25 protein-coding genes are annotated in these 22744 nt (G+C 74.4%); 6 read left to right on the top strand and 19 right to left on the bottom strand.

The features are described from left to right. Window positions 1–20: 20 nt before the first annotated feature. The 5 genes from BS75_RS35175 to BS75_RS35155 form a co-directional block, all read right to left on the bottom strand. Window positions 21–962 carry a DUF389 domain-containing protein gene (locus BS75_RS35175; protein ID WP_034091102.1) on the bottom strand — a complete coding sequence of 314 codons (942 nt, stop codon included), beginning with the start codon at window positions 960–962 and terminating at the stop codon, window positions 21–23. 116 nt (window positions 963–1078) lie between these two features. Continuing rightward, window positions 1079–1744, bottom strand: coding sequence for a response regulator transcription factor (locus BS75_RS35170; protein ID WP_034091101.1), 666 nt, complete (start codon window positions 1742–1744; stop codon window positions 1079–1081). Further along, complete coding sequence (locus tag BS75_RS35165) at window positions 1741–3015, bottom strand: sensor histidine kinase (RefSeq protein WP_081982958.1); 1275 nt, start codon at window positions 3013–3015, stop codon at window positions 1741–1743. Before BS75_RS35165 ends, BS75_RS35170 begins: the two co-directional genes overlap by 4 nt. 100 nt (window positions 3016–3115) lie before the next feature. Further along, the gene (locus BS75_RS35160; protein ID WP_408022571.1) at window positions 3116–4387 is read right to left on the bottom strand and encodes a geranylgeranyl reductase family protein; all 1272 of its coding nucleotides are present in this window, start codon (window positions 4385–4387) and stop codon (window positions 3116–3118) included. Window positions 4388–4526: 139 nt separating this feature from the next. Continuing rightward, the gene (locus tag BS75_RS35155) at window positions 4527–5360 is read right to left on the bottom strand and encodes a DUF4184 family protein (protein ID WP_042437125.1); all 834 of its coding nucleotides are present in this window, start codon (window positions 5358–5360) and stop codon (window positions 4527–4529) included. Window positions 5361–5502: 142 nt separating this feature from the next. Between BS75_RS35155 and BS75_RS35150 the strand changes: the two genes are divergently transcribed. Then, window positions 5503–6099: a DUF1990 family protein gene (locus BS75_RS35150; RefSeq protein ID WP_063771409.1), complete on the top strand. Its 597-nt coding sequence runs from the start codon at window positions 5503–5505 to the stop codon at window positions 6097–6099. On the opposite strand, the gene BS75_RS35145 is transcribed toward BS75_RS35150, so the two are convergent. Next, window positions 6089–6442 carry a DoxX family protein gene (locus tag BS75_RS35145; protein WP_034091100.1) on the bottom strand — a complete coding sequence of 118 codons (354 nt, stop codon included), beginning with the start codon at window positions 6440–6442 and terminating at the stop codon, window positions 6089–6091. The two genes, BS75_RS35150 and BS75_RS35145, sit on opposite strands and share 11 nt — an antisense overlap. 128 nt (window positions 6443–6570) lie before the next feature. Here BS75_RS35145 and BS75_RS35140 point away from each other — a divergent pair, with 128 nt between their 5' ends. Next, the gene (locus BS75_RS35140) at window positions 6571–6939 is read left to right on the top strand and encodes a winged helix-turn-helix transcriptional regulator (RefSeq protein WP_034094421.1); all 369 of its coding nucleotides are present in this window, start codon (window positions 6571–6573) and stop codon (window positions 6937–6939) included. A gap of 38 nt (window positions 6940–6977) precedes the next feature. Here BS75_RS35140 and BS75_RS35135 read toward each other — a convergent pair whose 3' ends face one another. The 7 genes from BS75_RS35135 to BS75_RS35105 form a co-directional block, all read right to left on the bottom strand. Continuing rightward, on the bottom strand, window positions 6978–8003 hold the full coding sequence (locus BS75_RS35135; protein WP_034091099.1) for an NUDIX hydrolase: 1026 nt from the start codon (window positions 8001–8003) through the stop codon (window positions 6978–6980). A gap of 56 nt (window positions 8004–8059) precedes the next feature. Next, window positions 8060–9031 (bottom strand): ROK family protein, encoded by a 972-nt coding sequence (locus tag BS75_RS35130; protein WP_034091098.1) that lies wholly within the window; start codon window positions 9029–9031, stop codon window positions 8060–8062. A gap of 107 nt (window positions 9032–9138) precedes the next feature. Beyond that, the gene (locus BS75_RS35125; RefSeq protein WP_197091991.1) at window positions 9139–9312 is read right to left on the bottom strand and encodes a hypothetical protein; all 174 of its coding nucleotides are present in this window, start codon (window positions 9310–9312) and stop codon (window positions 9139–9141) included. Window positions 9313–9401: 89 nt separating this feature from the next. Next, window positions 9402–10835, bottom strand: a complete 1434-nt coding sequence (locus tag BS75_RS35120) for an acyl-CoA synthetase (RefSeq protein WP_042437124.1) — start codon at window positions 10833–10835, stop codon at window positions 9402–9404. Window positions 10836–10978: 143 nt separating this feature from the next. Beyond that, window positions 10979–11947, bottom strand: a complete 969-nt coding sequence (locus BS75_RS35115) for an electron transfer flavoprotein subunit alpha/FixB family protein (protein WP_034091096.1) — start codon at window positions 11945–11947, stop codon at window positions 10979–10981. A 52-nt stretch (window positions 11948–11999) separates the two neighbouring features. Next, entirely contained in the window at window positions 12000–12785 is a 786-nt protein-coding gene (locus tag BS75_RS35110) for an electron transfer flavoprotein subunit beta/FixA family protein (protein WP_081982953.1), read from the bottom strand. Window positions 12786–13107: 322 nt separating this feature from the next. Beyond that, complete coding sequence (locus tag BS75_RS35105) at window positions 13108–13527, bottom strand: TlpA family protein disulfide reductase (RefSeq protein ID WP_034091094.1); 420 nt, start codon at window positions 13525–13527, stop codon at window positions 13108–13110. A 274-nt stretch (window positions 13528–13801) separates the two neighbouring features. Here BS75_RS35105 and BS75_RS35100 point away from each other — a divergent pair, with 274 nt between their 5' ends. The 3 genes from BS75_RS35100 to BS75_RS35090 all read left to right on the top strand — a co-directional run bounded on the left by BS75_RS35100 (window position 13802) and on the right by BS75_RS35090 (window position 16002). After that, window positions 13802–14281 (top strand): DUF4395 domain-containing protein, encoded by a 480-nt coding sequence (locus tag BS75_RS35100; protein WP_042437123.1) that lies wholly within the window; start codon window positions 13802–13804, stop codon window positions 14279–14281. Window positions 14282–14415: 134 nt separating this feature from the next. Further along, entirely contained in the window at window positions 14416–15213 is a 798-nt protein-coding gene (locus BS75_RS35095; protein WP_034091093.1) for a lysophospholipid acyltransferase family protein, read from the top strand. Between the two features lie 48 nt (window positions 15214–15261). Next, window positions 15262–16002: a tyrosine-protein phosphatase gene (locus BS75_RS35090; RefSeq protein ID WP_034091092.1), complete on the top strand. Its 741-nt coding sequence runs from the start codon at window positions 15262–15264 to the stop codon at window positions 16000–16002. A gap of 7 nt (window positions 16003–16009) precedes the next feature. Here BS75_RS35090 and BS75_RS35085 read toward each other — a convergent pair whose 3' ends face one another. The 5 genes from BS75_RS35085 to BS75_RS35065 form a co-directional block, all read right to left on the bottom strand. Next, window positions 16010–16633, bottom strand: a complete 624-nt coding sequence (locus BS75_RS35085) for a GTP-binding protein (RefSeq protein WP_034091091.1) — start codon at window positions 16631–16633, stop codon at window positions 16010–16012. Next, window positions 16614–17060, bottom strand: coding sequence for a DUF742 domain-containing protein (locus tag BS75_RS35080; protein WP_081982951.1), 447 nt, complete (start codon window positions 17058–17060; stop codon window positions 16614–16616). The genes BS75_RS35085 and BS75_RS35080 overlap by 20 nt, the downstream gene beginning before the upstream one ends. 11 nt (window positions 17061–17071) lie before the next feature. Next, window positions 17072–17491, bottom strand: a complete 420-nt coding sequence (locus BS75_RS35075; RefSeq protein ID WP_034091090.1) for a roadblock/LC7 domain-containing protein — start codon at window positions 17489–17491, stop codon at window positions 17072–17074. After that, entirely contained in the window at window positions 17475–20072 is a 2598-nt protein-coding gene (locus tag BS75_RS35070) for a sensor histidine kinase (RefSeq protein ID WP_052070099.1), read from the bottom strand. Before BS75_RS35070 ends, BS75_RS35075 begins: the two co-directional genes overlap by 17 nt. Before the next feature lie 174 nt (window positions 20073–20246). Then, on the bottom strand, window positions 20247–21206 hold the full coding sequence (locus tag BS75_RS35065) for a hypothetical protein (protein ID WP_231607987.1): 960 nt from the start codon (window positions 21204–21206) through the stop codon (window positions 20247–20249). 317 nt (window positions 21207–21523) lie between these two features. On the opposite strand from BS75_RS35065, the gene BS75_RS35060 reads away from it, so the two are divergent. After that, the gene (locus BS75_RS35060) at window positions 21524–22330 is read left to right on the top strand and encodes a G1 family glutamic endopeptidase (protein WP_034091089.1); all 807 of its coding nucleotides are present in this window, start codon (window positions 21524–21526) and stop codon (window positions 22328–22330) included. 64 nt (window positions 22331–22394) lie between these two features. On the opposite strand, the gene BS75_RS35055 is transcribed toward BS75_RS35060, so the two are convergent. Further along, window positions 22395–22685, bottom strand: a complete 291-nt coding sequence (locus BS75_RS35055; RefSeq protein WP_034091088.1) for a YiaA/YiaB family inner membrane protein — start codon at window positions 22683–22685, stop codon at window positions 22395–22397. Between the last annotated feature and the right edge of the window lie 59 nt (window positions 22686–22744).

Below are 22744 nucleotides of genomic sequence, written 5' to 3'. Positions count from 1 at the left end.
GGTTCGGCCGACCGGCGGGGTCAGCCGGTGCGCAGCGCGCGGCGCCGGACCCGGTCCTGCATCCGCTGCTGGACGAAGAGGGTGGCGCTGCCGGAGATCATGATCCCGGCCAGGTTGATCCCGAGCTGGACGAAGGACCCCCAGGCCTGGTCGACCGCGCCGTAGGCCAGCCCCACGGCCGCGTTGGCCGCCGCCGGGACGGTGGTGACCGAGATCGCGACGCCGACCAGGGCGGCGGACTTCGCCGAGGTCAGCGAGAGCATCCCGACGATGCCCGCCAGCGCCGCCACCACCACCGAGAAGGCGTCGGGCTGCCAGATGAACGCGGTCGCCGGGCGCGGGGCCTCGAACTGGGCCCGGGTGAACAGGCCCAGACCGTCCATCAGCAGGGTGAACAGCCAGGTCGTCGCCATCGCCGCCAGGAAGCCGGCCACCAGCGCCGTCAGCGAGCGGAGCATCGCCCGCGGCAGCCGCCGCACGATCGCCACGCACACCCCCGCCAGCGGGCCGAAGTCCGGTCCGACCACCATCGCCCCGACGATCAGGATGGAGTTGTCCAGGAGCACGCCGCAGGCGGCCAGCATGGTGGCGACGGACATGAAGGTCAGATAGGTGCCGCTGAGGGTCGACTCCTCGTGGGTGATGCCGACGACCGACTCCCAGAGCACGGCGTCCGCGCCCTCGCCGGGTGTCTCCGCCTCGGCCCGGTCGGCCTGCTCGGACAGCACCAGGCCGGCGTCGGTCATCACCATCACGCCGCCCTGGTCCAGCCCCAGCGCCCGCAGCTCGGCCAGCAGTTCCTCCGCCGCCTCGCGCACCACGTCGCAGAGGATCACCCGGCCCTCCGGCCGGCTGGCGCTGCCGGCCAGGACCGCGATGTGCACGACGCCCGGGGAGGAGTCCAGATGCTCGCGCACCCGCTGCTCCGACTCGGGCGGGACGATCAGGCGCAGGTGCATCATCGGCGGCGGGCTCCAGGGTGCGCGGGGACCGGCGGGCGCCGGTCCCCTGGAGGCTAACCGGGCGGTGGGCGACCGGGCCGGACGGTCGGGCCCCGTGCGGGGAGCGTGTCGCCGCGTCAGCCCAGCCAGCCGGGACGGACCAGGCCGGACTCGTACGCCAGCACGACCAGCTGCGCCCGGTCGCGGGCGCCCAGCTTCACCATGGTCCGGCTGACATGGGTCTTCGCGGTGAGCGGGCTGACCACCAGCCGTCCGGCGATCTCGTCGTTGGACAGCCCCAGGCCGACCAGGGCCAGCACCTCGCGCTCCCGGTCGGTGAGCCGCGCCAGCGGTTCGGACTGCTCGGGTTCCTTGGAGCGGGCGGCGAACTCCGCGATCAGCCGCCGGGTCACCCCGGGCGACAACAGGCCGTCGCCGCCGTTCACCGCCCGCACCGCGCGGACCAGTTCGGCCGGCTCGGTGTCCTTCACCAGGAAGCCCGCCGCCCCCGCCCGCAGCGCCTCGAACACGTACTCGTCCAGCTCGAAGGTGGTCAGCACGACCACCCGGACGGCGGCCAGGGCCGGGTCCGCCGAGATCAGCCGGGTGGCGACCAGCCCGTCCTGCTGGGGCATCCGGATGTCCATCAGCACCACGTCCGGCACCAGTTCCCGGGCCAGCCGGACGGCCGCGAGGCCGTCGTCCGCCTCGGCGACGACCTGGATGTCGGGCTGGGCGTCCAGCAGCGCCCGGAAGCCGGCCCGCACCAGGGCCTGGTCGTCGGCGAGCAGTACCCGGATCATCGGTGGTCCCCTTGCTTTCGTTCGGAAGGTTCTGACGGTGTGTCCGGGCCGGTCGGCAGCAGCGCCTCGACCTCGAAGCCAGCCGCCCTGCGCTCCGCCCTGACGCTGCCGCCGAGCGCCGCGACCCGCTCCCGCATCCCCACCAGGCCGCTGCCGGAGCCGCCGGCCCGGGGCCCGCCGGTGGCCGACACCGGCCCCGGGTCGCGCACCCGGACCAGCAGCTCGGCCGCCCGGTAGGCCACCAGCACCTCCGCCTCGCGGGCCGAGGAGTGCCGGATGATGTTGGTCAGCGCCTCCTGGACGATGCGGAACGCCGCCAGTTCCACCCCCTGCGGCAGTGGCCGGGGCTCGCCCTCGGTGTGCTGCCGCACCGTCAGCCCGGCCGCCGAGGCCTGCTCGACCAGCTCGCCGAGCCGGTCCAGGCCCGGCGCCGGCCTCCGGGGCGCGGCGCTGCCCGGCGCGCGCAGCGTGCCCAGCACCTGGCGGACCTCGCCCAGGGCGTCCTTGCTGGTCTGCTTGATGGTGGTGAGCGCGGTGCGGGCCTGCTCCGGATCGTCGTCCAGCAGTTCCAGCGCCACCCCCGCCTGGATGTTGATCAGCGAGATGCTGTGGGCGAGCACGTCGTGCAGCTCCCGGGCGACCTCGATCCGCTGCTCGTCGGCGATCCGCTGCTGGCGTTCCGCGCGGGCCTGGCGCCACTGGTCGCGGTGCTCGATCCGGCTGCGGATCACCTCGACGGCCAGCACCACCAGCAGGATCCAGACCAGCAGCGCCGTCTCCGTGCGCCAGGCGAACCGGTGGGTGCCCAGGACGACCCCGAGGTGGGCGAGGTAGGCGGCGCCCACCGAGAGCCAGGCCGCCCGGCGGTGGCCCGCGACGACCGCGCAGACGAAGCCGACGGAGAGGCTGAGGAAGACCGGGCCGTAGGGGTAGCGCAGCAGCAGGTACACCACCGTCACCGCCGCCGTCCCCGCGCAGACGGCCACCGGCCGACGGCTCCGGAACACCAGCATGACCGGCCCGGCCAGCAGCAGGACGTAGCAGAGGGCGTCGACCCCGTGCCGGGAGGTCTGGCCGTGCGCCGCCACATGCGTGCCGAACACCTGGGCGACGGCGACGAAGAGCGGGACGAACACCGGGTTCCGCTGCCGGTGCCCGCGCTGCGCCCAGCGCTCCGCCCAGCGCTCGGCCCGCTCCTCCCGGTGCGCTTCCCGCCGCAGCTCGCGGCGCTCCCCGCGCCGGTCCCCGTGCCGGTCTCGGTGCCAGTTCATGGCTGCACCGTAGGTCATCCGGCAGGGCCGAGGCATCGACCGCACGTGGTGCGGCGGCGTACTCCCTGCGTAGTACGCCGGACGTCGACCGGGGCGGCGGCTAGGAGGTGAGCCGCCGGGTGAGCAGGTCGATGGTCTGCCGGCCGAGACCGTGCGAACGGGTGAGCCCGGCGAACGTGGTGTGTCCCTGGGTGACCCGGGCGAAGGCCCGCCACGCCGGGCGCAGCCCGATCGCGGCGACGTGGAAGGCCCGGGGGCGGCGCTCGAAGGCCTTCATCAGCTTGCGTCCGACCCGCATCTCCACGCCCAGGTCGGCCTTGATGGCGAAGGTGTAGTTGAGCGCCTGCCGGCGGACGTCGGTGGCGTCCTGGGCATCGGCGAGCTGCGCGGCCCACTCCCCCGCGAGCCGTCCGGAGCGCAGCGCGTAGGAGATGCCCTCGCGGGTCCACGGCTCCAGCAGTCCGGCGGCGTCACCGGCGACCAGCACCCGGCCCCTGGTGAGCGGGGAGTCGTCGGAACGGCACCGGGTGAGGTGGCCGGACTCGATCGAGGGGGTGAAACCGGACAGCCCCAGCCGGACGATGAACTCCCTGAGGTAGGCCCGGGTCTCGGCGCCCTTGCCGCGCGCGGCGATCACGCCGACGGTGAGGCTGTCGCCCTTGGGGAAGACCCAGCCGTAGGAGCCGGACAGCGAGCCCCAGTCCAGCAGCACCCGGCCGGCCCAGGCGGCGGCGACCGACGGCGGCACCGGGATCTCGGCCTCCAGGCCGAGGTCGACCTGGTCGAAGACGACGCCGACGTGCGCGCCGACGCGACCGGCGCTGCCGTCCGCGCCGACCACGCAGCGCGCGGTGACGGTGCGGCCGTCCTGCAGGACGACGGTCGCCAGGCCCCCGTCCTCCTCCTGCTGGACGCCGGTGACGGTCACTCCGGTGACCAGCACCGCGCCCGCCTTCTCGGCGCACTGGACCAGCCGCTGGTCGAACTCGTCCCGGTTGACCAGCCCGAACAGCATCTGCTTGGAGCGTCGGGTGCGGGCCAGCTTGCCGTCCATGGTGAAGGTGATCGCATGGACGCGGTCCTTCAGCGGCAGCTGGAAGCCGGGCGGCAGCGCGTCGCGGGAGGGGCCGATGATGCCGCCGCCGCAGGTCTTGTAGCGGGGCGGGGCGGCCTTGTCGAGCAGCAGCACCCGTCGGCTCTCGTAGCCGGCGGTGGCTGCGGAGGCCGCCGCGTAGGCCGCCGAGGAGCCGGCCGGGCCCGCGCCGACGACCACCACGTCCCACACACCGGTCAGTTCGTCCGCATCACAGGGCTCGCTGAAGTCTTCGCTGGACAGGTTCTGTTCGCCGCTCGGGCCCTGGTTCTGCGTCACGTTTCCTCATATTACTGGCGGTCGGCGCCGGGCCCGTCATTACCGGACTCCGGCGAACTGCGGGTTCGCCGGAAGAGCCCAACAGAGCGGACAGTCCGGGCAGACCGGTAGGTACCGGTGTCCATCATGACAAGAGTGGTCAGCGGCGGGGCGACTGCTCCCGATCGGTCCCCGCCGCGCCTCCGGCGCGCAGGGCGAGTCGCGTCGCGAGCGCGTAGACGCCGGCGGCGACCGCCGCGCCCGTCCCCGCACCGAAGGTGCCGGCGGCCACCAGGCCGGACAGCGAGGGCCGCGCCGACGCCTTCGGCAGGTCCCGGAGCAGCCGATGGGCGAGCCCGAGCGCCGCCCCCGCGCCGACGAAGGCGGTCGCGCTCCGGCGCACGGCCGGGCTCAGCGTGATCCGGCGCGGGACCGGCGTCACCTCGGCCAGCAGCCGGTTGCCGGCGGACGCGAGCAGGCCCAGGCCGACCGCCGAGGTGCCCCACTGGAGGGCCAGCGGCACCGCCACCCCGGCGACCTTCCCGCGCAGCACCGGGACCAGCCGTTCGCCGGTCCGGCCCGTATGGGTGAAGGCGTCCAGGCCGACATGGGTCAGCGCCCCCAGCGCGGCGGAGGCGGTGAACCAGGCCGCGTCGTAGGGGTCGGGCTTGCCGAGCGGCGCGGTGAGCGCCTCGGCCCGGTCCCCCCAGCGGTCCGGCAGCAGGGCGACCAGCGGCTCGCGCAGCAGTCCGTGCCAACCGGCGACCAGCGCGGCGGCGATGGCGACGTCCAGGGTCGGGACGGCCCAGGGCCGGTGGGTGGCGGCCCCGAGGCCGTAGGTCCCCGGCAGCAGGGAGTCCACGAAGAAGGGGACGTCGGGCGCCAGCGAGCCCGCGACCATGGCGGAGGCGATCAGCGGACCGCGTCCGCTGCCGTCGCGCAGCACGGGCAGGAAGGGCAGCACGGCTGCCGGGTGACTGAAGGTGAACGGCACGGCGCCCATCCTGCCCGTCGCCCCGGCCGCCCGCAGCCTGTGCCGACCACGGGTCCGCTGCGGTCGATCCGCTGCGGAGGGCCGGGCGCACTGCGAGACTGGCTCCGGTGTGCCGCCGGTCGCCGGCAGCGAGGAGGCTTGGATGCCCGGGTTCAGCTATCCAGAGGTCGGCGCGACCCGCGACGGCGGTGCGGAACTGCCGGTCGGCTACGCGCAGTTGCGCCACCGCACCCGGGTCGGCAGCGGTCCGGCCGCCTTCGCGGCGGCCGGCGAAGCGGTGCTGACCTGGCGGATGCACCGCGCCGCCGGGGTGCGGATCACCGCCGCGTCCGCGCGCGCCGAGGCCGGCGCCCGCGTCCTGGTCCGGCTCGGCCCCGGGCCGTTCGCCCTGGCCGCGCCGTGCGAGGTGGTGTGGACGGTGGCGGAACCGCGCCGCACCGGCTTCGCCTACGGCACCCTGCCGGGCCATCCGGAGTGCGGCGAGGAGTCCTTCACCGTGGAGCAGGACGACGACGGCGGGGTCTGGTTCGCGGTCGTCGCCTTCAGCCGTCCGGCCCGCTGGTTCACCCGCGCCGCCGGTCCGCTGGTCCCGGTGTTCCAGCGGCTCTATGTCCGCCGCTGCGGATCGGTGCTGCGCGGCCTCGTCCGGGCGGACACCGAGGCGGACAGCGGGGCGGACACCGGGGCGGACAGCGGGGCCGGGAGCGGGGCGGGCAGCGGGGCCGGGCTCAGGCGGTGACCAGCCGCAGCGACAGGGCGAGGGCCGCCAGCACCGCGAGGACCAGCGCGGGGGCGAACATCGCGGGCTTGTCCTGGGCCCGGACGTGGTAGACGAACGCGCCGACCATCATCAGGGTCAGCCCGAGGGCGGCGGCGACGCCGAGCGGGGCCACCCAGAGGCCGGCCACCAGTCCGATCGCGCCGGCTATCTGCAGCGCGCCGATGCGCTGGTAGGCGCCGATGCTGAAGCCGAGGTGCTCGGCGTTGTCGCGCTGCATCTGGACTTTGGCGACCTTGCTCGACCCGGCGCCGAGGAAGACCAGGGCGAGCAACGAGGACAGGACGGCGGTGGCGACGAACACGTGGGGCTCCCGTGGAGGTGGGTGCGGCGAGGGCGCAGCGGACAGGGCCGTCGCAGTCCGCGACAGCAGCATTAGCTACTTACGAATGTATAGCTCCAAATCATTCCTCAGCAAGTACCATGTTCCTCATGGCACGGGAATGCAGCGGCGCGGGCGAGGCCATGACACGGGTCTTCGCCCTTCTGGGGAAGCGCTGGACCGGCATCGTCCTGGCCGTCCTCATGCAGGGCGAGGCCCGATTCGCGGAGCTGCGCCGGTCGGTCCCGGGCATCAGCGAGCGGATGCTGTCGGACCGGCTGTCGGAGCTGGCCGCCGCCGGGCTGGTGGTCCGCGAGGTCGTGCCGGGTCCCCCACTGGGCGTCAACTACCGCCTCACCACGGCCGGCACCGCCCTCGGCCCGGCGATGGGCGCCCTCGGCGCCTGGGCCGAGGAACACCTCGCCGACGGCGTGCCCCCGGCCGCCACCGAGTGCCCCGAGGCGAACCGGCCGTCCTGACCCCGGCCGTCGGCGACATCGGCCGATCGGGGCTGAGCTCAGCGCCCGTCGGGGTCCTGGCCGGCCTCCAGGTAGCGGGTCTCGCCGGCGGCGCGGGCGCGGAGCGCGGCGGCCAGTCGGCGGCGCTTGTTGTCGGGGAGCAGCTGCTCCCACTCCTGCTGGCTGACGAAGCGACAGGAGCGCAGCTCCCGGGCCGGAAGGACGATCGCGGCGCGCTGCTCCGCCGTCAGCCGGCCGCCGTCGAAGACCAGTCGGACACCGCCGGAGCGCGGGCCCCGGTGCGGCTCCCAGTCGGCGACCAGCAGCCGCAGCCGGTCGGGGGCCAGGTCGATCCCGAGCTCCTCGGCGATCTCCCGGGTCGCTCCCAGCGAGGGGCGCTCGGCGTCCTCGACCACGCCCCCGGGGAACTCCCAGCCCGGCTTGTAGACGGGGTCGACCAGCAGCACCCGGTCCTCGTCGTCGAAGAGCAGGACGGCGGCGGCCAGGGTGTCCCGGGTGTGGACGGAGTCGTCCACGATCGGGCAGCGGGCCGCGCCCGAGTCGACGATCGCGGCGATCAGCTCGGCGGCCCGGCGGGGCGTCAGCGCGGTGGTGTCGACCACCACGGCGTCCTCCTCCAGCCAGGGGCGGGCCTGCTGGTAGGCGGCCAGGTGGTCCAGCCGCCACTGCCGGGCCCGGGCCGACTCGGTCTCGTCGGCCTCGATCCGCTTCCGCAGGATCGTTTCCTCTGCATGCAGCACGACATGGTGGATCGCCACCCGGTCGGCGGCCAGGGCCCCGAAGATCTCGTCCCGGTAGTCCTGGCGCAGCAGCGTCATCGGGACGATCAGCGGTCCCGGCAGCTCGGCCAGCAGTGCCACCGCCGTCGCCGGGACCAGTCGGCGCCAGGCCGCCAGGTCCTGGAAGTCCCTGACCGAGCCGTAGACCTCGGCGGGCAGCAGGTGCCGCAGGCTCTCGCCGATGACCTCCGGGTCGTAGACCGCGCTGCCCGGCAGCAGCGCCTGCAGCTCCCGGACCGTGCTCGTCTTGCCGACCCCGAACGTGCCGTTGACCCAGACAATCACCGTACTGTCCCCCTCGTCGCCGACCGCTCCGGGAATCCTACGCAGGCTCCGCCACCTCAGCGCCAGCCGTCGAGCCGCACCGCGTGGGCCGCCGCCGCAGCCGCGCCGACCAGGCCGGCGTCGGTGCCGAGCTCGGCCGGACGGACCTCAAGACCCCGGACGAAGGGCAGCGTGGCGTAGTCCTGGAGGGCGCGGCGCAGCGGCGCGAACAGCAGCTCGCCGGAGGCGGCGACCCCGCCGCCGATCACCACCAGCTCCAGCTCGACCAGGGTCGCCGTCGCCGCGATGCCGGCCGCCAGGGCCTGGGCCGAGCGGGCGAAGGCGGCCAGGGCGACCGGGTCGCCGGCCCGGGCGGCCTCGGCGACCGCCACCGCCGAGGAGTCCTCGCCGACCGGCTGCCAGCCGTTCCGCAGCGCGTGCCGGGAGATGGCGGTGCCGCTGGCCAGGATCTCCACGCAGCCCCGGGAGCCGCAGGGGCAGGGGTCGCCGTCCAGGTCCACGCTGATGTGGCCGATGTGGCCGGCATTGCCGGTGGGCCCCGGGTAGGGCACGCCGCCGATGACCAGGCCGCCGCCGACGCCGGTGGAGACCACCATGCAGAGGACGTTGCGCAGGCCCCGGGCCGCGCCCTTCCAGTGCTCGGCGGCGGCGATGGCCACACCGTCGCCGGTGAGCACGATCGACGGCTCGCCCGGGCCGCCGACCGCACCGGGCTGCGCCCGCAGGTGCGCGCGGAGGGCGTCGACCAGTCGGAAGTCGCGCCAGTCGGGGATGTTGACGGGGCTGACCGCGCCGTTCGGCCCGTCCACCGGTCCGGCGGAGCCGATGCCGATGACCCGCACCTCGGCCCAGCGGGGGTCGGCGCGCAGCTCGTCCAGGACGTCGGTCACCGCGCGGAGCACCTGCGCGGCGGGCTGCTTGGCCGGGGTCGGCCGCCGGGCGACGGCGAGCAGGGCGCCGTCCCGGTCCACCAGGGCGCCGGCGACCTTCGTCCCGCCGATGTCGATAGCTGCGATCATGCTCGTCATGGGCGCCAGCGTCTCCGCTGGAGACGGCTCTTGTCCAGTGCGCCGCCGGAGAAGCGGTCCCGCCCCGGCTGCGGCGCCGGATTCGGTCCGGGCTTCAGCCCCCGGCGTCAGCCCCGGCCGAAGATCCGGCGCCAGCCGCGCTGCTCCGGGGCGGCGGACCCGCTCCCCTGCTTCGCGGACGCGCAGGTGCAGCGCTGCGACTGCGGCACGCCCGCGAGGACCTGCTCGACGTGCATCCCGCACCCGGCGTAGCTCGCCCCCTTGCACGTGGAGCAGGTCACTCGCCGACACATGGTTCCTCCTGGCAGCCGTACCGGGCAGAGCGGCGCCCGGTACCACCAGAATACCCCAGAGGGTATCGAGCCCCGGTCTACCCGGGCTCCCGCTCCAGCAGCTGCTTCTTGAGCACCTTGCCCATGGCGTTCCGCGGCAGCTCCGCCACCAGCACCACCCGCCTCGGCCGCTTGTGCACGGACAGCCGCTCGGCGACGAAGTCGGTCAGCTGACCGCCGGTCACCGGCCCGGCCGGCACCACATAGGCGACGATCGCCTGCCCCAGGTCGGCGTCGGGCGCGCCCACCACCGCCGCGTCCTCGACCTGCGGGTGGTCGCGCAGCGCCGCCTCCACCTCGCCCGCGCCGATCCGGAAGCCGCCGCTCTTGATCAGGTCGACCGAGGCCCGGCCGACGATCCGGTGGAAGCCGTCCGCACCGATCACGGCCACGTCGCCGGTCCGGAACCAGCCGTCGGCGGTCCGGGTCTCCGCGTCCGCGTCCGGGCGGCCCAGGTAGCCCTCGCTCAGCGTCGGACCGGCCACCTGCAGCTCGCCGACGGTCTCGCCGTCGTGCGGCGCCGGGGAGCCGTCCTCCGCCACCAGCCGGGTGCGGACGGCCCCGATGGGCAGGCCCACGCTGCCCGGTCGGCGCTCGCCGTCCGCCCGGGTGCTCAGCGTGATCAGGGTCTCGGTCATGCCGTAGCGCTCGATCGGCGCGTGGCCGGTCAGTTCCGCGAGCCGCTCGAACACCGGCACCGGCAGCGGCGCGCTGCCGGAGACCAGCAGCCGGGCCGAGGACAGCGCCCGCGCGCTGGTCGCGTCCGCCGCCAGCCGCGACCAGACCGTGGGGACGCCGAAGTACAGGCTGCCGCCGGACCGGGCCGCCGCCGCGTACGCCTCCGGCGTGGGGCGTCCGGTGTGGACGCAACGCCCGCCGACCCGCAGCGGCCCCAGCACGCCCAGGATCAGCCCGTGGACGTGGAACAGCGGCAGGCCGTGGACGAGGGTGTCCTCGGGCGTCCAGGCCCAGGCGTCGGCGAGGCCGTCCAGTCCGGCGGCCACCGCCCGGCGACTGGTCACCACACCCTTGGGCGCACCGGTCGTGCCGGAGGTGTAGAGGACGAAGGCCGTGCCGCTGTCCGTCTCCGGCTCGGTCGGGGCGTCGCCGCGCTCGGCCGGATCGACCGTCAGCACCTCGGCCCCGTACGCCTCGGTGTCCGCGTCGCGGGCCGCGACCGCGAGCAGCGGCGCGCCGGAGTCGCGCAGGATGTGCTCGCGCTCCTTCGGCCCGGCGTCCGGCGGCACCGGCACCACCGGCACGCCCGCCAGCAGCCCGGCGACGGTGGCGACGACGGTGGTCATCGTCGGCCGGGCCAGCACGGCGAGCGCGGAGGCGCCGCCGATTCGCGCGGCCACCGCACCGGCGGCGGCCCGCAGTTGCTCCCGGGAGAGCGACAGCCCGTCCACCGTCACCGCGTCGGCGGCGTCCGCCGCGTCCGGGAATCCCTCACCAAGCGCCCTGAGCAGCACCGTTGTGCCTCCACATGGTCGGACCGGGACGGCCTTGCCCCGGGGCGGGCCATGCCGCCGCGATCGACCCTATGCCGTTACGTCGAGGGGCCCCGGCCGGGTGTGCGGTCGGGGCCCCTCGGGGTTGGGCTGGGCTGGTGGTGTCAGCCCTTGCGGTTCTTGATCTCGGTGGTGAGTTGGGGCAGGACGTTGAAGAGGTCGCCGACGACGCCGTAGTCGGCGAGTTCGAAGATCGGGGCCTCGGGGTCCTTGTTGACCGCGACGATGGTCTTGGAGGTCTGCATGCCGGCCCGGTGCTGGATCGCGCCGGAGATGCCGTTGGCGATGTAGAGCTGCGGGGAGACCTGCTTGCCGGTCTGGCCGACCTGGTTGCTGTGCGGGTACCAGCCCGCGTCGACCGCCGCGCGCGAGGCGCCGACGGCCGCGCCCAGCGAGTCGGCGAGCTCCTCGACCACGCCGAAGCCCTCGGCCGCGCCCACACCGCGCCCACCGGAGACCACGATCGCGGCCTCGGTCAGCTCCGGGCGTCCCGAGGACACCCGCGGCGTGCGCGACAGCACCCGCGTCCCGGACGCGGCCGGCGTGAACGCCACCGCCACCGGCACGACCTCGCCCGCACCCGCGACGGCCTCGGGCGCGGCGGCGTTGGGCTTGACCGTGATCACCGGCACGCCCCGCGAGACCCGCGACAGGGTGGTGAACGAGGCCGCGAACGCCGCCTGCACCGCGACCGGGCCCTGCTCGCCGGCGGTCACGTCCACCGCGTCGGTGATCACGCCCGAGCCCAGGCGCAGCGCGAGCCGGGCGGCGACCTCCTTGCCCTCGCCCGAGGACGTCAGCAGCACCGCGCCCGGCGCCGCCGCGGCGGCGACCTGCGCCAGCGCGTCGACCTTCGGCACGACCAGGAAGTCCGCGAACTCCGCAGCATCGGCGGTGTAGACCTTGGCGGCGCCGTACTCGGCGAGCTTCGCCGTCAGCGCGGGGGCGTGCTCGCCGGCGCCGAGCAGGACGGCGGAGGGCTCGCCCAGGCGGCGGGCCACGGTCAGCAGCTCCAGGGTCGGCTTGCGGACGGCACCGTCCGCGTGGTCCACCAGGACCAGGATCTCAGCCATGATTCAGTGCTCCAGAAGACAGAAGAATGGGGGGCGGAAGCGCAGGGGGGTGTCAGATGAACTTCTGCGCGGCGAGGAACCCGGCGAGCTGCAGGCCGCCCTCGCCCTCGTCCTTGACGACCGTGCCGGCCGTGCGCGCGGGGCGCGCGGTCGCGGAGTCCACGGCGGTCCACGCGCCGGCCAGGCCCACCGCGTCGGCGTCGATGCCCAGGTCGTCCAGGTCCAGCGACTGCACCGGCTTCTTCTTCGCGGCCATGATGCCCTTGAACGAGGGGTAGCGGGCCTCGCCGGACTGGTCGGTCACCGACACCACCGCCGGCAGCGACGCCTCCACCAGCTCGGTGGCCGCGTCCCCGTCCCGGCGGCCGCGCACCACGCCGCCCTCGACCGTCACCTCGGACAGCAGCGTGGCCTGCGGCACGCCCAGGCGCTCGGCCAGCAGCGCCGGCACCACGCCCATCGTCCCGTCGGTCGACGCCATCCCGCACACCACCAGGTCGAACCCGGTCGCCTCCAACGCCTTCGCCAGCACCAGCGAGGTCCCCACCGCGTCACTGCCGTGGATGTCGTCGTCGTTCACGTGCACGGCCCTGTCCGCACCCATCGACAACGCCTTGCGCAGCGCGTCCTTCGCGTCGTCCGGGCCCACCGTCAGCACCGTCACCTCCGCGCCCTCGTTCGCCGCCGCGATCCGCAACGCCTGCTCGACCCCGTACTCGTCCAACTCCGAGAGGAGCCCGTCCACCGAATCCCGGTCGGTCGTCAGGTCGTCCGCGAAACGCCGCTCACCGGTCGCATCGGGCACGTACTTCACACAGACAACGATCCTCAAGCTCACGGCCTGTCTCCTGAACTGGTACTGATTGGCTGGTCACATCCGGCAACTGCCGCTCGGGTACGGGTGCGGCACTGCCGCACCGCCCTGCCGACGGAGTTCCCCGAAGCATACTCGCGAGTAACTAAAGCAATGCTACTCGCCGGTAGCTTAGGCTCCGACCCAGGTCCCTCACCGCTCCGGCCGCTCTCCCGACACGGGGAGCGCCATCGCCACATACTCCCCCACGCAAGAGCATCCGACGCCACCCGGCAAGCGCGCGCCGCTGTGACATTGCACCTATTGACCCATGCCGGCCCACGGACCGGCCCCGGCCGCCCCGCCGCTACGCCCCGACGGCCGTTCCCAGCGCCGCGATGACATCGGCCCTGCGCGGCTGACCGGCCGCCCGCTGCACCAGCAGCCCCCTGGCGTCCAGCACCAGCACGGTGGGCGTCCGCAGGATCTCCAGCCGCCGGACCAGGTCCAGTTGCGACTCGGCGTCGATCTCCACCTGGACGACGCCCTCGACCATCGCGGTGACCTCGCCGAGCACCCGCTTGGTCGCCCGGCAGGGCGCACAGAACGCCGAGGAGAACTGCACCAGCGTCGCCCGCTCCCCGAGTTCGACGCCCAGGTCCTCGGCGGTCAGCCGCACCCCGCTGTCCCGCCCGCGCATCCGCAGCCTTCCGTCACGGCGCATCCGCCACAGCCCGAACACCCCGGAGAGCACCAGGACGGCGGCACACGCCAGCAAACCTGTCATACGACCCAGGATGCCCGGTCACCGGTTCGAACCGGAAGGCCGGTCCAGGGGGTGAACGGCCCCTCCCGGAAGCAGACCCTCCGCGTACCATCGCACATATGGACTCCTCCGCCGGGCTCAGGCCCGTGCAGCTGACCCGACGCCTGGTCATCGACCTGTGCCGGGCCGCCGCCATGCGCTGTCGCTGAGCGCCGCGCCGCGCCGCGCCGCACCCTTTGGCATCGCATCGCACCCCTTCCGTCCGTTCCGTTCTGCCGGAGACCCGGAGTCCCCCATGTCTGCTGTCATCCCTCCCGCCACCGTGCTCACCCCGGTCCAGGCCCGCGAACGGGTCGACCCCAGAGGCCCGCGCTTCGCCGCAACCCTCACCACGGTGGTCCTGGCCGCCGTCCTGATCAGCGGGAACGGCTGGCTGCTCGCCCTCCAGACGCTGGTGTTCGCCCTCGGCGCGCTGGGCGGCCTCGGCCGTTCGCCCTACGGCTGGCTCTACCGGACCTTCGTCCGCCCCCGGCTCGGGCCGCCCGCCGAGTTGGAGGACGCCGCCCCGCCGCGCTTCGCCCAGGGCGTCGGCCTGGGCTTCGCACTGGTCGGAACGCTCGGCTACCTCGTCGGGCCGACCTGGCTCGGGCTCGTCGCCACCGGCTGCGCGCTGGCCGCCGCCTTCCTCAACTCGGCCTTCGGCTACTGCCTCGGCTGCGAGGTCTACCTCCTGCTGCGCCGTGGCCAGGACCGGCTGCGACCGGCCGGACAGTAGGCTGGAACCTGGTCGGTGTGACCGCAGTCTCCGCGATGGCGGTGCTAGTCGGAGTGACATAGCGCCGCTGCTCAGGGAACATGCATCGTTAGAACACCGGACCGGGCACTCGCCCGTAGGAAGTAGGGCTCGCTGTGGCTGACCTTGTGTACCCGCCGATCATCGGAGCGGCACGGACACTCTTCCGGGCGCTCGACATCAAGCTTGAGGTCATCGGCGCCGAGAACGTACCGCGCAGCGGCGGGGCCGTTCTGGTCAGCAACCACGTCAGCTACCTCGACTTCATCTTCGCGGGCTGGGGCGCGCTCAAGGCCGGCGGGCGCAAGACCCGCTTCATGGCCAAGGACGACGTCTTCAGGCACCGCATCTCCGGTCCGCTGATGCGCGGCATGAAGCACATCCCGGTGGACCGCTCCGACGGGCAGCCCGCCTACGAGGCGGCCGTGCGTGCGCTCAAGGCCGGCGAGGTGGTCGGCGTCTTCCCCGAGGCGACCATCAGCCGCTCCTTCACCCTGAAGAAGTTCAAGACCGGCGCGGCCCGGATGGCGGCCGACGCCGGCGTCCCGCTGCTGCCGATGGCGCTCTGGGGCACCCAGCGGTTCTGGACCAAGGGCCGCCCCAAGGAGCTGACCCGTCGGCACACCCCGGTCACCATCATCATCGGCGAGCCGATCCACATCACGGCGGCGGACCGTCCGGTCATGGTCACCCGCCGGCTCCGCGCCGCCATGACCGAACTGATCGACCGCGCCCAGACCACCTACCCGGACTCCCCCAGCGGTCCGGACGACACCTGGTGGCAGCCGGCCCACCTCGGCGGCTCCGCGCCGACCCTGGAGGTCGCCGAGGCCGAGGACGAGAAGGAGAACGCCGAGAAGGCCGCCCGCCGCGCCGCCCGCGCGGAGGCGGAGCAGCAGGCCCGCAACGGCTGACCGCCGGACTCGGCCAGGTCGCCGCCCGGGTGATCATAGGATGCACCGGTGATCAGACACATCGAGTTCGACCGGCTGCACAACTTCCGTGATCTGGGCGGCTACCGAGCGGACGCGGGCCGCACCGTCCGCTGGGGAACGCTCTACCGTTCGGATTCGCTGGGCAAGTTGCGGCCCGGCTCGGCCGACTGGGACCGCTTTCGCGCGCTGGGGGTGGGCACGGTCGTCGACCTGCGCCACCCCTTCGAGATCGAGGCGCGGGGCCGGGTACCCGCCGTCGACGGGCTGGCCTATCACAACCTCAGCATCGAGCACCGCCCCTACGACCAGTCCGCGATCAGCCCCGACGTCGACCCCTGGCGCTATCTCGCGGACCGCTTCGCCGAGGTGCTGGACGACGGGGTGAAGGAGCTCCGCACGGTGCTGGAGGTCATCGCCGCCGAGGACGACCGCCCGCTGGTCTTCCACTGCGCCTCCGGCAAGGACCGCACCGGGATCGTGGCCGCGCTGGTGCTGTCGCTGCTGGGCGTCGCCGAGGAGGAGGTCCTCGCCGACTTCGCCCTGACCGAGCTCGCCACGGAGCGGCTGCTCGCCGACTGGCGGGCCAACCACCCCGAGCAGGAGTCGATCTGGCCCTCCTTCGGCCGGGCTCCGGCCGAGGTCATGCGCCTTACCCTCGGCGACCTGACCGAGCGCTACGGATCGGTCCGGCAGTACGTCGCCGAACGCCTCGGCCCGGAGCCGGAACTGACCGGGGCGCTGCGGCGGCGACTGCTCACCTCGGACTGAGCGGACGTCAGATCGCGGCCAGCATCCGGGCGGAGTGCATCCGGCTGGCGTGCTCGACCAGGGCGATCAGGACCTTCTTGCAGGAGTTGCGGTCGCGGGCGTCGCAGAGCAGCACCGGTGTCCCGCGCTCCAGGTCCAGCGCCGTCGCCACCGCCTCGGCCGAGTGCGGATCGGAGCCCTCGAAGCAGTTCACCGCGACCACGAAGGGGATGGACCGGCGCTCGAAGAAGTCCACGGCCGGGAAGCAGTCCTGCAGTCGGCGGGTGTCGACCAGCACGACCGCTCCCAGCGCGCCGTGGGCCAGCTCGTCCCAGAGGAACCAGAAGCGGTCCTGCCCGGGCGTGCCGAAGAGGTAGAGGGCCAGGCCCGAGTGGATGGTGATCCGGCCGAAGTCCATCGCCACGGTGGTGGTGGCCTTGCGCTCCACCCCGGACAGGTCGTCGACCCCGCGGCTCGCCTCGGTGATCCGTTCCTCGGTGCGCAGCGGTCGGATCTCGCTGACCGCGCCGACCAGCGTGGTCTTGCCCGATCCGAAGCCGCCCGCGACCAGGATCTTCAGGGTGAGCGGGGCGGATCCGTCGTCGGGCCGGGGCTGCTGCGGGGGGTGCTGGTCAGAGTGCGCGAAGGCCATTGATCACGTCCAGGAGGGTGCGCTCGTCGGGGAGCAGGGCGGGTGGGACGGGACGGTTGACGCGGATCAGCCCCGCGTCGAGCAGTTCGCCGAGCAGGATCCGGACCAGGCCGAGCGGGAGTCCGGAGTCGGCGGCGATCTCGGCGACCGAGCAGGGACGGCTGCGGCAGCGTTCGAGGACGGCCTCGGCCTCGGGCACCAGGCCCGGTTCGGCGCCCTCGGCGGAGACCGTCCTGATCATGGCGATCAGGTCGAACTCCTCGCTGACCGGGCCGGCCCGCCCCCGGGTCAGCGAGAAGAGCCGGACCAGCGGACCCGCCTCGTCGTCGTACCAGTGCTCCGGCTCCTCCCGCAGGGCGCGCGGGCGTCGGCCGGGACCGAGCAGCGGCGCGGGCTCGGGATCGCGGTCGGGAGGCCGGAGGTCCATCGGGCGCGCCCTCATCCGGCCGTCGGCCCGTCCGGGCGGTCCGGCAGGCCCCTGGGCGCGCTGACCAGGTGCTCGCCGAAGCGCTGGACCATCCGCGCCATCTCGTAGGCGACCAGGCCGATATCGGCGTCGGCGGCGCTGAACACGGCCAGGCAGGTGCCGTCGCCGGCGGCGACCACGAAGAGGAAGCCCTCGTCGAACTCGGCCATGGTCTGCCGCACCGCGCCGGCCCCGAAGTGGTCGCCCGCGCCCCGGGCGAGGCTGTGGAAGCCGGAGGCCACGGCGGCGAGGTGCTCACCGTCGGCGCGCCCCAGGCCCGAGGAGCTCCCGACCGGCAGGCCGTCGCGCGAGAGCACCACGGCGTGGCGGATCTGCTGCACGTGGGAGACGAGTTCGTCCATGAGCCAGTCGATCTCACCGGGCCGATTCATCGTTGCCGACCTCCTTGGTCCGGTGCGTCCGGTTGGCCGTCGCACCGCTGTCTCCGAGCGGCCTCCGGCGGTGGCCCCGCCCGAGCGTCCAGCCCTCCTGGAAGGCCGCCATCCGTGCCCGGGCCAGCTCCGGGTCGCGCGCGGGGGCGACCCGGTCCGAGGTCGGCCGGACCGCCTCGGCGGCGGGCGCCTCGCGGAGCTGCACCTTGAGGTTGGACTGCCGTACCCGGCGCGGCAGTTCGCCGACGCGTACGGCGGCGGGCTCGGGCTGGGGCTCGGACTCGGGCTCGGGCTCGGGCTCGGGCGGGGCGGTGGCGGTGGCGGCGGTCGGCGCATCCGGGCGATCGGGGGCGGCGTCCGTGATCGCGCCGTGGGCCGAGGCGGCGAACCGCGCCCGCGCAACGGGTCGGCCCGGAACGGGTACGGGCTCGGCGGCCGGCGCGGGCACAGGGACGGGGACGGGGACGGGGACGGGGACTGGGACTGGCACGGGCTCGGGCTCAGCGGCGGGCGCGGGCCCAGCCGGCGCCGCAGCGGCGGCCGGCGGTGTCGGCGCGCCGGTGGGCGCCGCGTCCGGGCGGCGGGCGGCGGGCTCCAGCAGCGCGGACGGGAGCAGCACCACCGCCGTCGTCCCGCCGTGCCGGGAGGGGCGCAGCGAGACCCGGATGCCGTGCCGGCGGGAGAGCCGGTTGACGACGAACAGGCCGAGCCGGTCGCTGCCGGGCAGGTCGCCCTGACGGGTGTCGGCGATCCGCCGGTTGGCCTCGGCCACCCCTTCGGGGCCCATCCCGAGCCCCCGGTCCTCGACCTCCAGCAGATAGCCGGCGCCCACGCGTCGGCCGCTGACCACGACCCTGGTGTCGGGCGGGGAGAAGCCGGTGGCGTTCTCGACGAGCTCGGCCAGCAGGTGGGTGAGGTCGGCGACGGCCGCGCCGGTGACGGCGCTCTGCGGCAGGCCCCGCAGTTCCACCCGGGCGTAGTCCTCGACCTCGGCGATGGCGGAGCGGACGACGTCGGACAGCGGTACCGCCTGCCGCCAGGCGCGTCCGGGGGCCGCTCCGGAGAGGATGATCAGGCTCTCGGCGTAGCGGCGCATCCGGGTGGTGAGGTGGTCCAGCCGGAACAGGTCCGCCAACTCGGCCGGGTCCTCGGTGCGCCGCTCCATGAGGTCCAGCAGTCCCAGTTGACGGTGGACCAGGACCTGGCTGCGGCGGGCGAGTCCGACGAACACCTCGGAGATGCCGGAGGCTGCCGCCGTCCGCTCGGCGGCGGCCCGCAGCGCGACCCGCTCGACGGCGGTCAGTGCCGCACCGATCTGGCCGATCTCGTCGGCTCCGGCGTCGACGGGGTCGAGCGGCGCCTCGGCGTCGAGGTCGATCACCTCGCCCGCGCGCATCCGGCCGAGGGCGGCCGGCAGTCGGCGGCCGGCCAGGTCGACGGCGCCGGCCCGGAGCGCGGACAGGCCCTGCACCAGGCTGCCGCCGACCCGGGCGGCCACCACCAGCGCGAGCAGCAGCGCCGTGAGGCCGAAGAGCGCGGCCAGACCGGCCGGGGTCGCCGCCAGGGCGGGGACGTCGGCGGTGCCGCTGCTCCCGCTGTCGGCGCCGACGGTGGCGAGCTGCTGCTCCAGGGCCTGCGCGGCCGGCGTCCAGTCCGCCCGGGCGGAGGTGCGGGAGAACGCGGTTCCCGGTCCGGCGGACCGGACGGCGGTCTCCAGGTTGCCGAGCACGGTCGCCGCCGGTCCGCCCGCCACCAGCTGATAGCTGGTCAGGTCGGGGCCCTGCAGGTCGGGGGCGGCGAAGGCGTCCAGGGCGCGGCGGGCTTCAAGCGCCGAGGTGAACTCCTGGTACTCCTCGGGGCCCATCCGTCCGGCGGCCGCGGCGGACCGGACGGCGGCGTCCTCGCGGGCCAACAGGTCGCGGCCCTGGGCCAGTTCCAGCAGGACGCGGGGGTCGGTGGCGGTGGCCGGGCCGCGCAGTCCGCTCAGCGCGCCGTCCACCGCCAGGGCCGCGTCGATGTCGGCGGTGTAGTCCTGTTCGGCGTCGGTCCAGCCGACGGTCCGGGCGGCGATCCGGCCGCGCAGGGCGGGCAGCGAGCCGTCGGCCGCCGTCCAGTCCGCGACCCGCGCCGGGAGTTCGGGCGCCAGGGCAGTGAACTCCCGCACCGAGCTTTCGAGTTCTCCGCCGAGGACGGATGCCGCCCGGTCGGTGGCCCCGGCCAGGGTGGTGAGCGCGGCGGCCCGGGCGGCGTCGGGTGCGGCCAGGTACTGGGCGGCGGCGGTGCGTTCCGCCTCCATCGCGGTGACGGCGGCGGCGACCGGGGCCGGCAGCGCGGTCCGGGCGCGGTCCGACCGCTGCTGCGCCTGCGCGGTCTGCACCACGCTGGCGACCGCGCCGACGGACAGCAGGGCCAGCGCCAGCACGGGCACCGCCAGCAGCGAGGCGAGCCGGAAGCGGACGGAGCGCCGCCCGGCTCCGCGCGGACGGCCGACCGGGAGCAGCGCGGCCAGCTCCTCGCCCTGCTCGTCCGCGGGCGGCCCGGCATGGGCGCGCCGACGGCCGTGGTCGGTTCCGATCCCCATGCGCCCTCCGCTCGCAGGCATACGCCGGTTGAGCGCTGTACTCCCCCGGGCGCAGCGGACATTACCGAGCGGGTTCGTCCGATTACCCGGAGATCCGGGAAAACGGCGCGACGGTGCGCGGGATGTGCTCCACTGGCTGCTGTCCTCCGCCCACCGGCCGCGGGACCGGATCGGTCAGTCCCAGCGCCAGTGGATGCCGAACCGGCAGGGTTGCGCGGCCAGGGCGACCGCGTGCACCGAACCGATCGAGTCAGGTCGCAACTGCCGTTCCTGGACCCGGGATTCGAGCTCGGCACTGCGGAATGAGTAGCAGGCCGCCGGCAGCGCGAGCGGGTCGAAGCGCACCTCCAGGACGTACTCGCGCACCGGGGCGTGCAGGATGCAGCCGGCCCGGGTGGCGTACGAATGGGGCGCGAGGTGGTCGAGGGTGTACTCCACGATGACGGTCTCGCCGCGGACCAGCGGGTGGTCGAACAGCACCTCGGCCACCAGCAGCCGGTCTTCGGGCACCTCGGCCACCCGGCCGGTGCGGCCCGGTGCGGACGTCCGCACCTGCGGGAGCGGGCCGGGGTCGGTGCGCCGGTAGACCGCGATGCAGCGGTCCGGGCCGTCGCACTCGGCGCGGAGCACCTGACGGCACCACATCGAGCGCTCGCGCCCCTGCGCGTCCACCTCGAACCGCCGGTGGCAGCTGATCCGCGTCAGCACGTCGTCCCACTGGTGGTCCACCCTGCGCAGTGCGCTGCCGATGTCGTAGCGGTCCGACCAGACCGCGGCGAGCCCACGTCGGCCGGAACCGGCCGGGAGCCGGCGTCCACGCGGCCGCGGCGGTCCGAGCAGGTCCAACAGCGCGCCCGGGGGGAGGCGCAGCACCTTCTCCAGCACCGCGAGCGCGGCCAGCGAACGGGGGCGCTCCGGCTGGTTCCGCCCCGACTGCCAGGAACTGAGGGTGGCGACCGAGACCCGGCAGCCGTGACGCCGCAGCCGGTCCTCGATCCGGTCCAGGCTCAGCCCGCTCACCGCGATGGCTCCGCGCAGCGCCTCGTGGAACGGCGCCCCGGGCAGCGGCGCCCCGGGCAGCGGCCGGACGGGCGAGTCGAGATCCCCGGCGGGCGGCTCCGGCCTGGTCACCATGCGGGCATTCCGCCTTTCGCGCAGAGGTCCGCCCCCGAGAAGGTGACCCTACGTCGCATCCCGACGCCTCCACCAGAGCCCCTGCCCCGGGCGGCGGGCGCAGCTGGAAACCGCCGCTGACGTCGGCTTCGTAGGCCGCGCACAGCCCTGTGCGGCCGCCGAGCGCCGGGTGAATTCTCTCAACGCCAAAGGCTCTTGAGGGCCTTCTCTTGTTCGTGATCAGTCATGCAGGCTGTCGCTCGGCGTTCGGAGGAGGCCGCTGCAACGCGGGCCTCCGACGCCGTCCCTTCACCCCCTGTTCGTCGAAGGAGCGTCAGATGTCCAAGAGAGCCTCTGCCTTCCTGCTCGTCGCCGCTGTCGGCGCGGCCACCGCCGCGTTCGCCGGCCCGGCGATCGCGGCCACCCCCCACAGCGCGGCGGCCGCCGCCCCGGCACAGCTCACCCAGGCCATCGCCGGCCACGAGAGCCACAGCCTGCACGGAGTCCGTGCGGGGACCAGCGCGAGCGTGGAGTCCACCAACTGGTCCGGCTACGCCGCCACCGGCGCGGCCGGCGCCTACAAGTCCGTCTCCTCCTCGTGGACCCAGCCCGCGGTCAGCTGCACCAGCACCACCACCTACTCCGCCTACTGGGTCGGCCTCGACGGCTACAGCAACTCCGCGCTGGAGCAGACCGGCACCGAGGCCGACTGCATCGGCGGCAGGGCCACCTACGGCGCCTGGTGGGAGGTGCTCCCGGCCTCCGAGAGCGCCTACTCCGGCGTCACCGTCAAGGCCGGCGACGCACTGACCGCCACCGTCACCGACGACGGGAACGGCGACTTCACCATGACGCTGGTCGACAGCACCGAGGGCTGGACCAAGTCCACGGTCAGCGCCGGCTCCTCCGGCTACCAGGACAGCTCCGCCGAGGTCATCGCCGAGGCCCCCGAGGTCAACGGCACCATAGCCAAGCTGGCCGACTTCGGCACCGTCGACTTCACCGGCGCCACCGCCGGCGGCACCGCGCTGGGCAGCACCTCCCCGACCGAGATCGTCATGATCAACAGCAGCGGGAGCAAGGTCCGGGCCCAGCCCGGCGCGGTCTCCGGCGGCAGCTTCGCCGACGTCTGGAAGTCCAGCTGACCTGCACAACGGAGGGACCGTCCGGCCTCGCGCCGGGCGGTCCCTCCGTCGGCCGGTCGCAGTTCTAGGGTGCGTCGACCCGGAAGGGGTCGTGCTCGGCCAGCAGCTTGTCCAGCCGGGCCTGGTCGACCCTGGTGGTGACCTGCTCCTCCTCCTGCCGGTCCCGGATCACCTTGGCCAGGGTGAAGGCCGAGGTCACGACGTAGAGCAGGCCGAGGGCGAGGAAGGCCCGGATCCACGGCGACGCGGACAGGTAGGCGATGCCGACCGCCATCGCGGTGAGCGCGAGCGCGAAGGAGGCCACCGCCTGCGCGTAGAAGGCCGTCGTATTGCGGCGCCTGACGGGAGTTGTCATGAGGGCAGGATGGGGCCCGCGCGGGCCGCGCGCCTGAGTACGGATACTCAGATGCACGT

This window comes from Streptacidiphilus albus JL83 (assembly GCF_000744705.1).
GTDB classification, from domain to species: Bacteria; Actinomycetota; Actinomycetes; order Streptomycetales; family Streptomycetaceae; genus Streptacidiphilus; species Streptacidiphilus albus.
The sequence above is the reverse complement of the archived record's forward strand: the minus strand, read 5'-3'. Positions and strand labels throughout refer to the sequence as shown.

Coding starts and splice junctions, on each gene's coding strand:
- BS75_RS35175 (WP_034091102.1), bottom strand. CDS start 962: ATGATGCACCTGCGCCTGATCGTCCCGCCCGAGTCGGAGCAGCGGGTG.
- BS75_RS35170 (WP_034091101.1), bottom strand. CDS start 1,744: ATGATCCGGGTACTGCTCGCCGACGACCAGGCCCTGGTGCGGGCCGGC.
- BS75_RS35165 (WP_081982958.1), bottom strand. CDS start 3,015: ATGAACTGGCACCGAGACCGGCACGGGGACCGGCGCGGGGAGCGCCGC.
- BS75_RS35150 (WP_063771409.1), top strand. CDS start 5,503: ATGCCCGGGTTCAGCTATCCAGAGGTCGGCGCGACCCGCGACGGCGGT.
- BS75_RS35140 (WP_034094421.1), top strand. CDS start 6,571: ATGGCACGGGAATGCAGCGGCGCGGGCGAGGCCATGACACGGGTCTTC.
- BS75_RS35130 (WP_034091098.1), bottom strand. CDS start 9,031: ATGACGAGCATGATCGCAGCTATCGACATCGGCGGGACGAAGGTCGCC.
- BS75_RS35115 (WP_034091096.1), bottom strand. CDS start 11,947: ATGGCTGAGATCCTGGTCCTGGTGGACCACGCGGACGGTGCCGTCCGC.
- BS75_RS35105 (WP_034091094.1), bottom strand. CDS start 13,527: ATGACAGGTTTGCTGGCGTGTGCCGCCGTCCTGGTGCTCTCCGGGGTG.
- BS75_RS35100 (WP_042437123.1), top strand. CDS start 13,802: ATGTCTGCTGTCATCCCTCCCGCCACCGTGCTCACCCCGGTCCAGGCC.
- BS75_RS35085 (WP_034091091.1), bottom strand. CDS start 16,633: ATGGCCTTCGCGCACTCTGACCAGCACCCCCCGCAGCAGCCCCGGCCC.
- BS75_RS35080 (WP_081982951.1), bottom strand. CDS start 17,060: ATGGACCTCCGGCCTCCCGACCGCGATCCCGAGCCCGCGCCGCTGCTC.
- BS75_RS35075 (WP_034091090.1), bottom strand. CDS start 17,491: ATGAATCGGCCCGGTGAGATCGACTGGCTCATGGACGAACTCGTCTCC.
- BS75_RS35070 (WP_052070099.1), bottom strand. CDS start 20,072: ATGGGGATCGGAACCGACCACGGCCGTCGGCGCGCCCATGCCGGGCCG.
- BS75_RS35065 (WP_231607987.1), bottom strand. CDS start 21,206: ATGGTGACCAGGCCGGAGCCGCCCGCCGGGGATCTCGACTCGCCCGTC.
- BS75_RS35060 (WP_034091089.1), top strand. CDS start 21,524: ATGTCCAAGAGAGCCTCTGCCTTCCTGCTCGTCGCCGCTGTCGGCGCG.
- BS75_RS35055 (WP_034091088.1), bottom strand. CDS start 22,685: ATGACAACTCCCGTCAGGCGCCGCAATACGACGGCCTTCTACGCGCAG.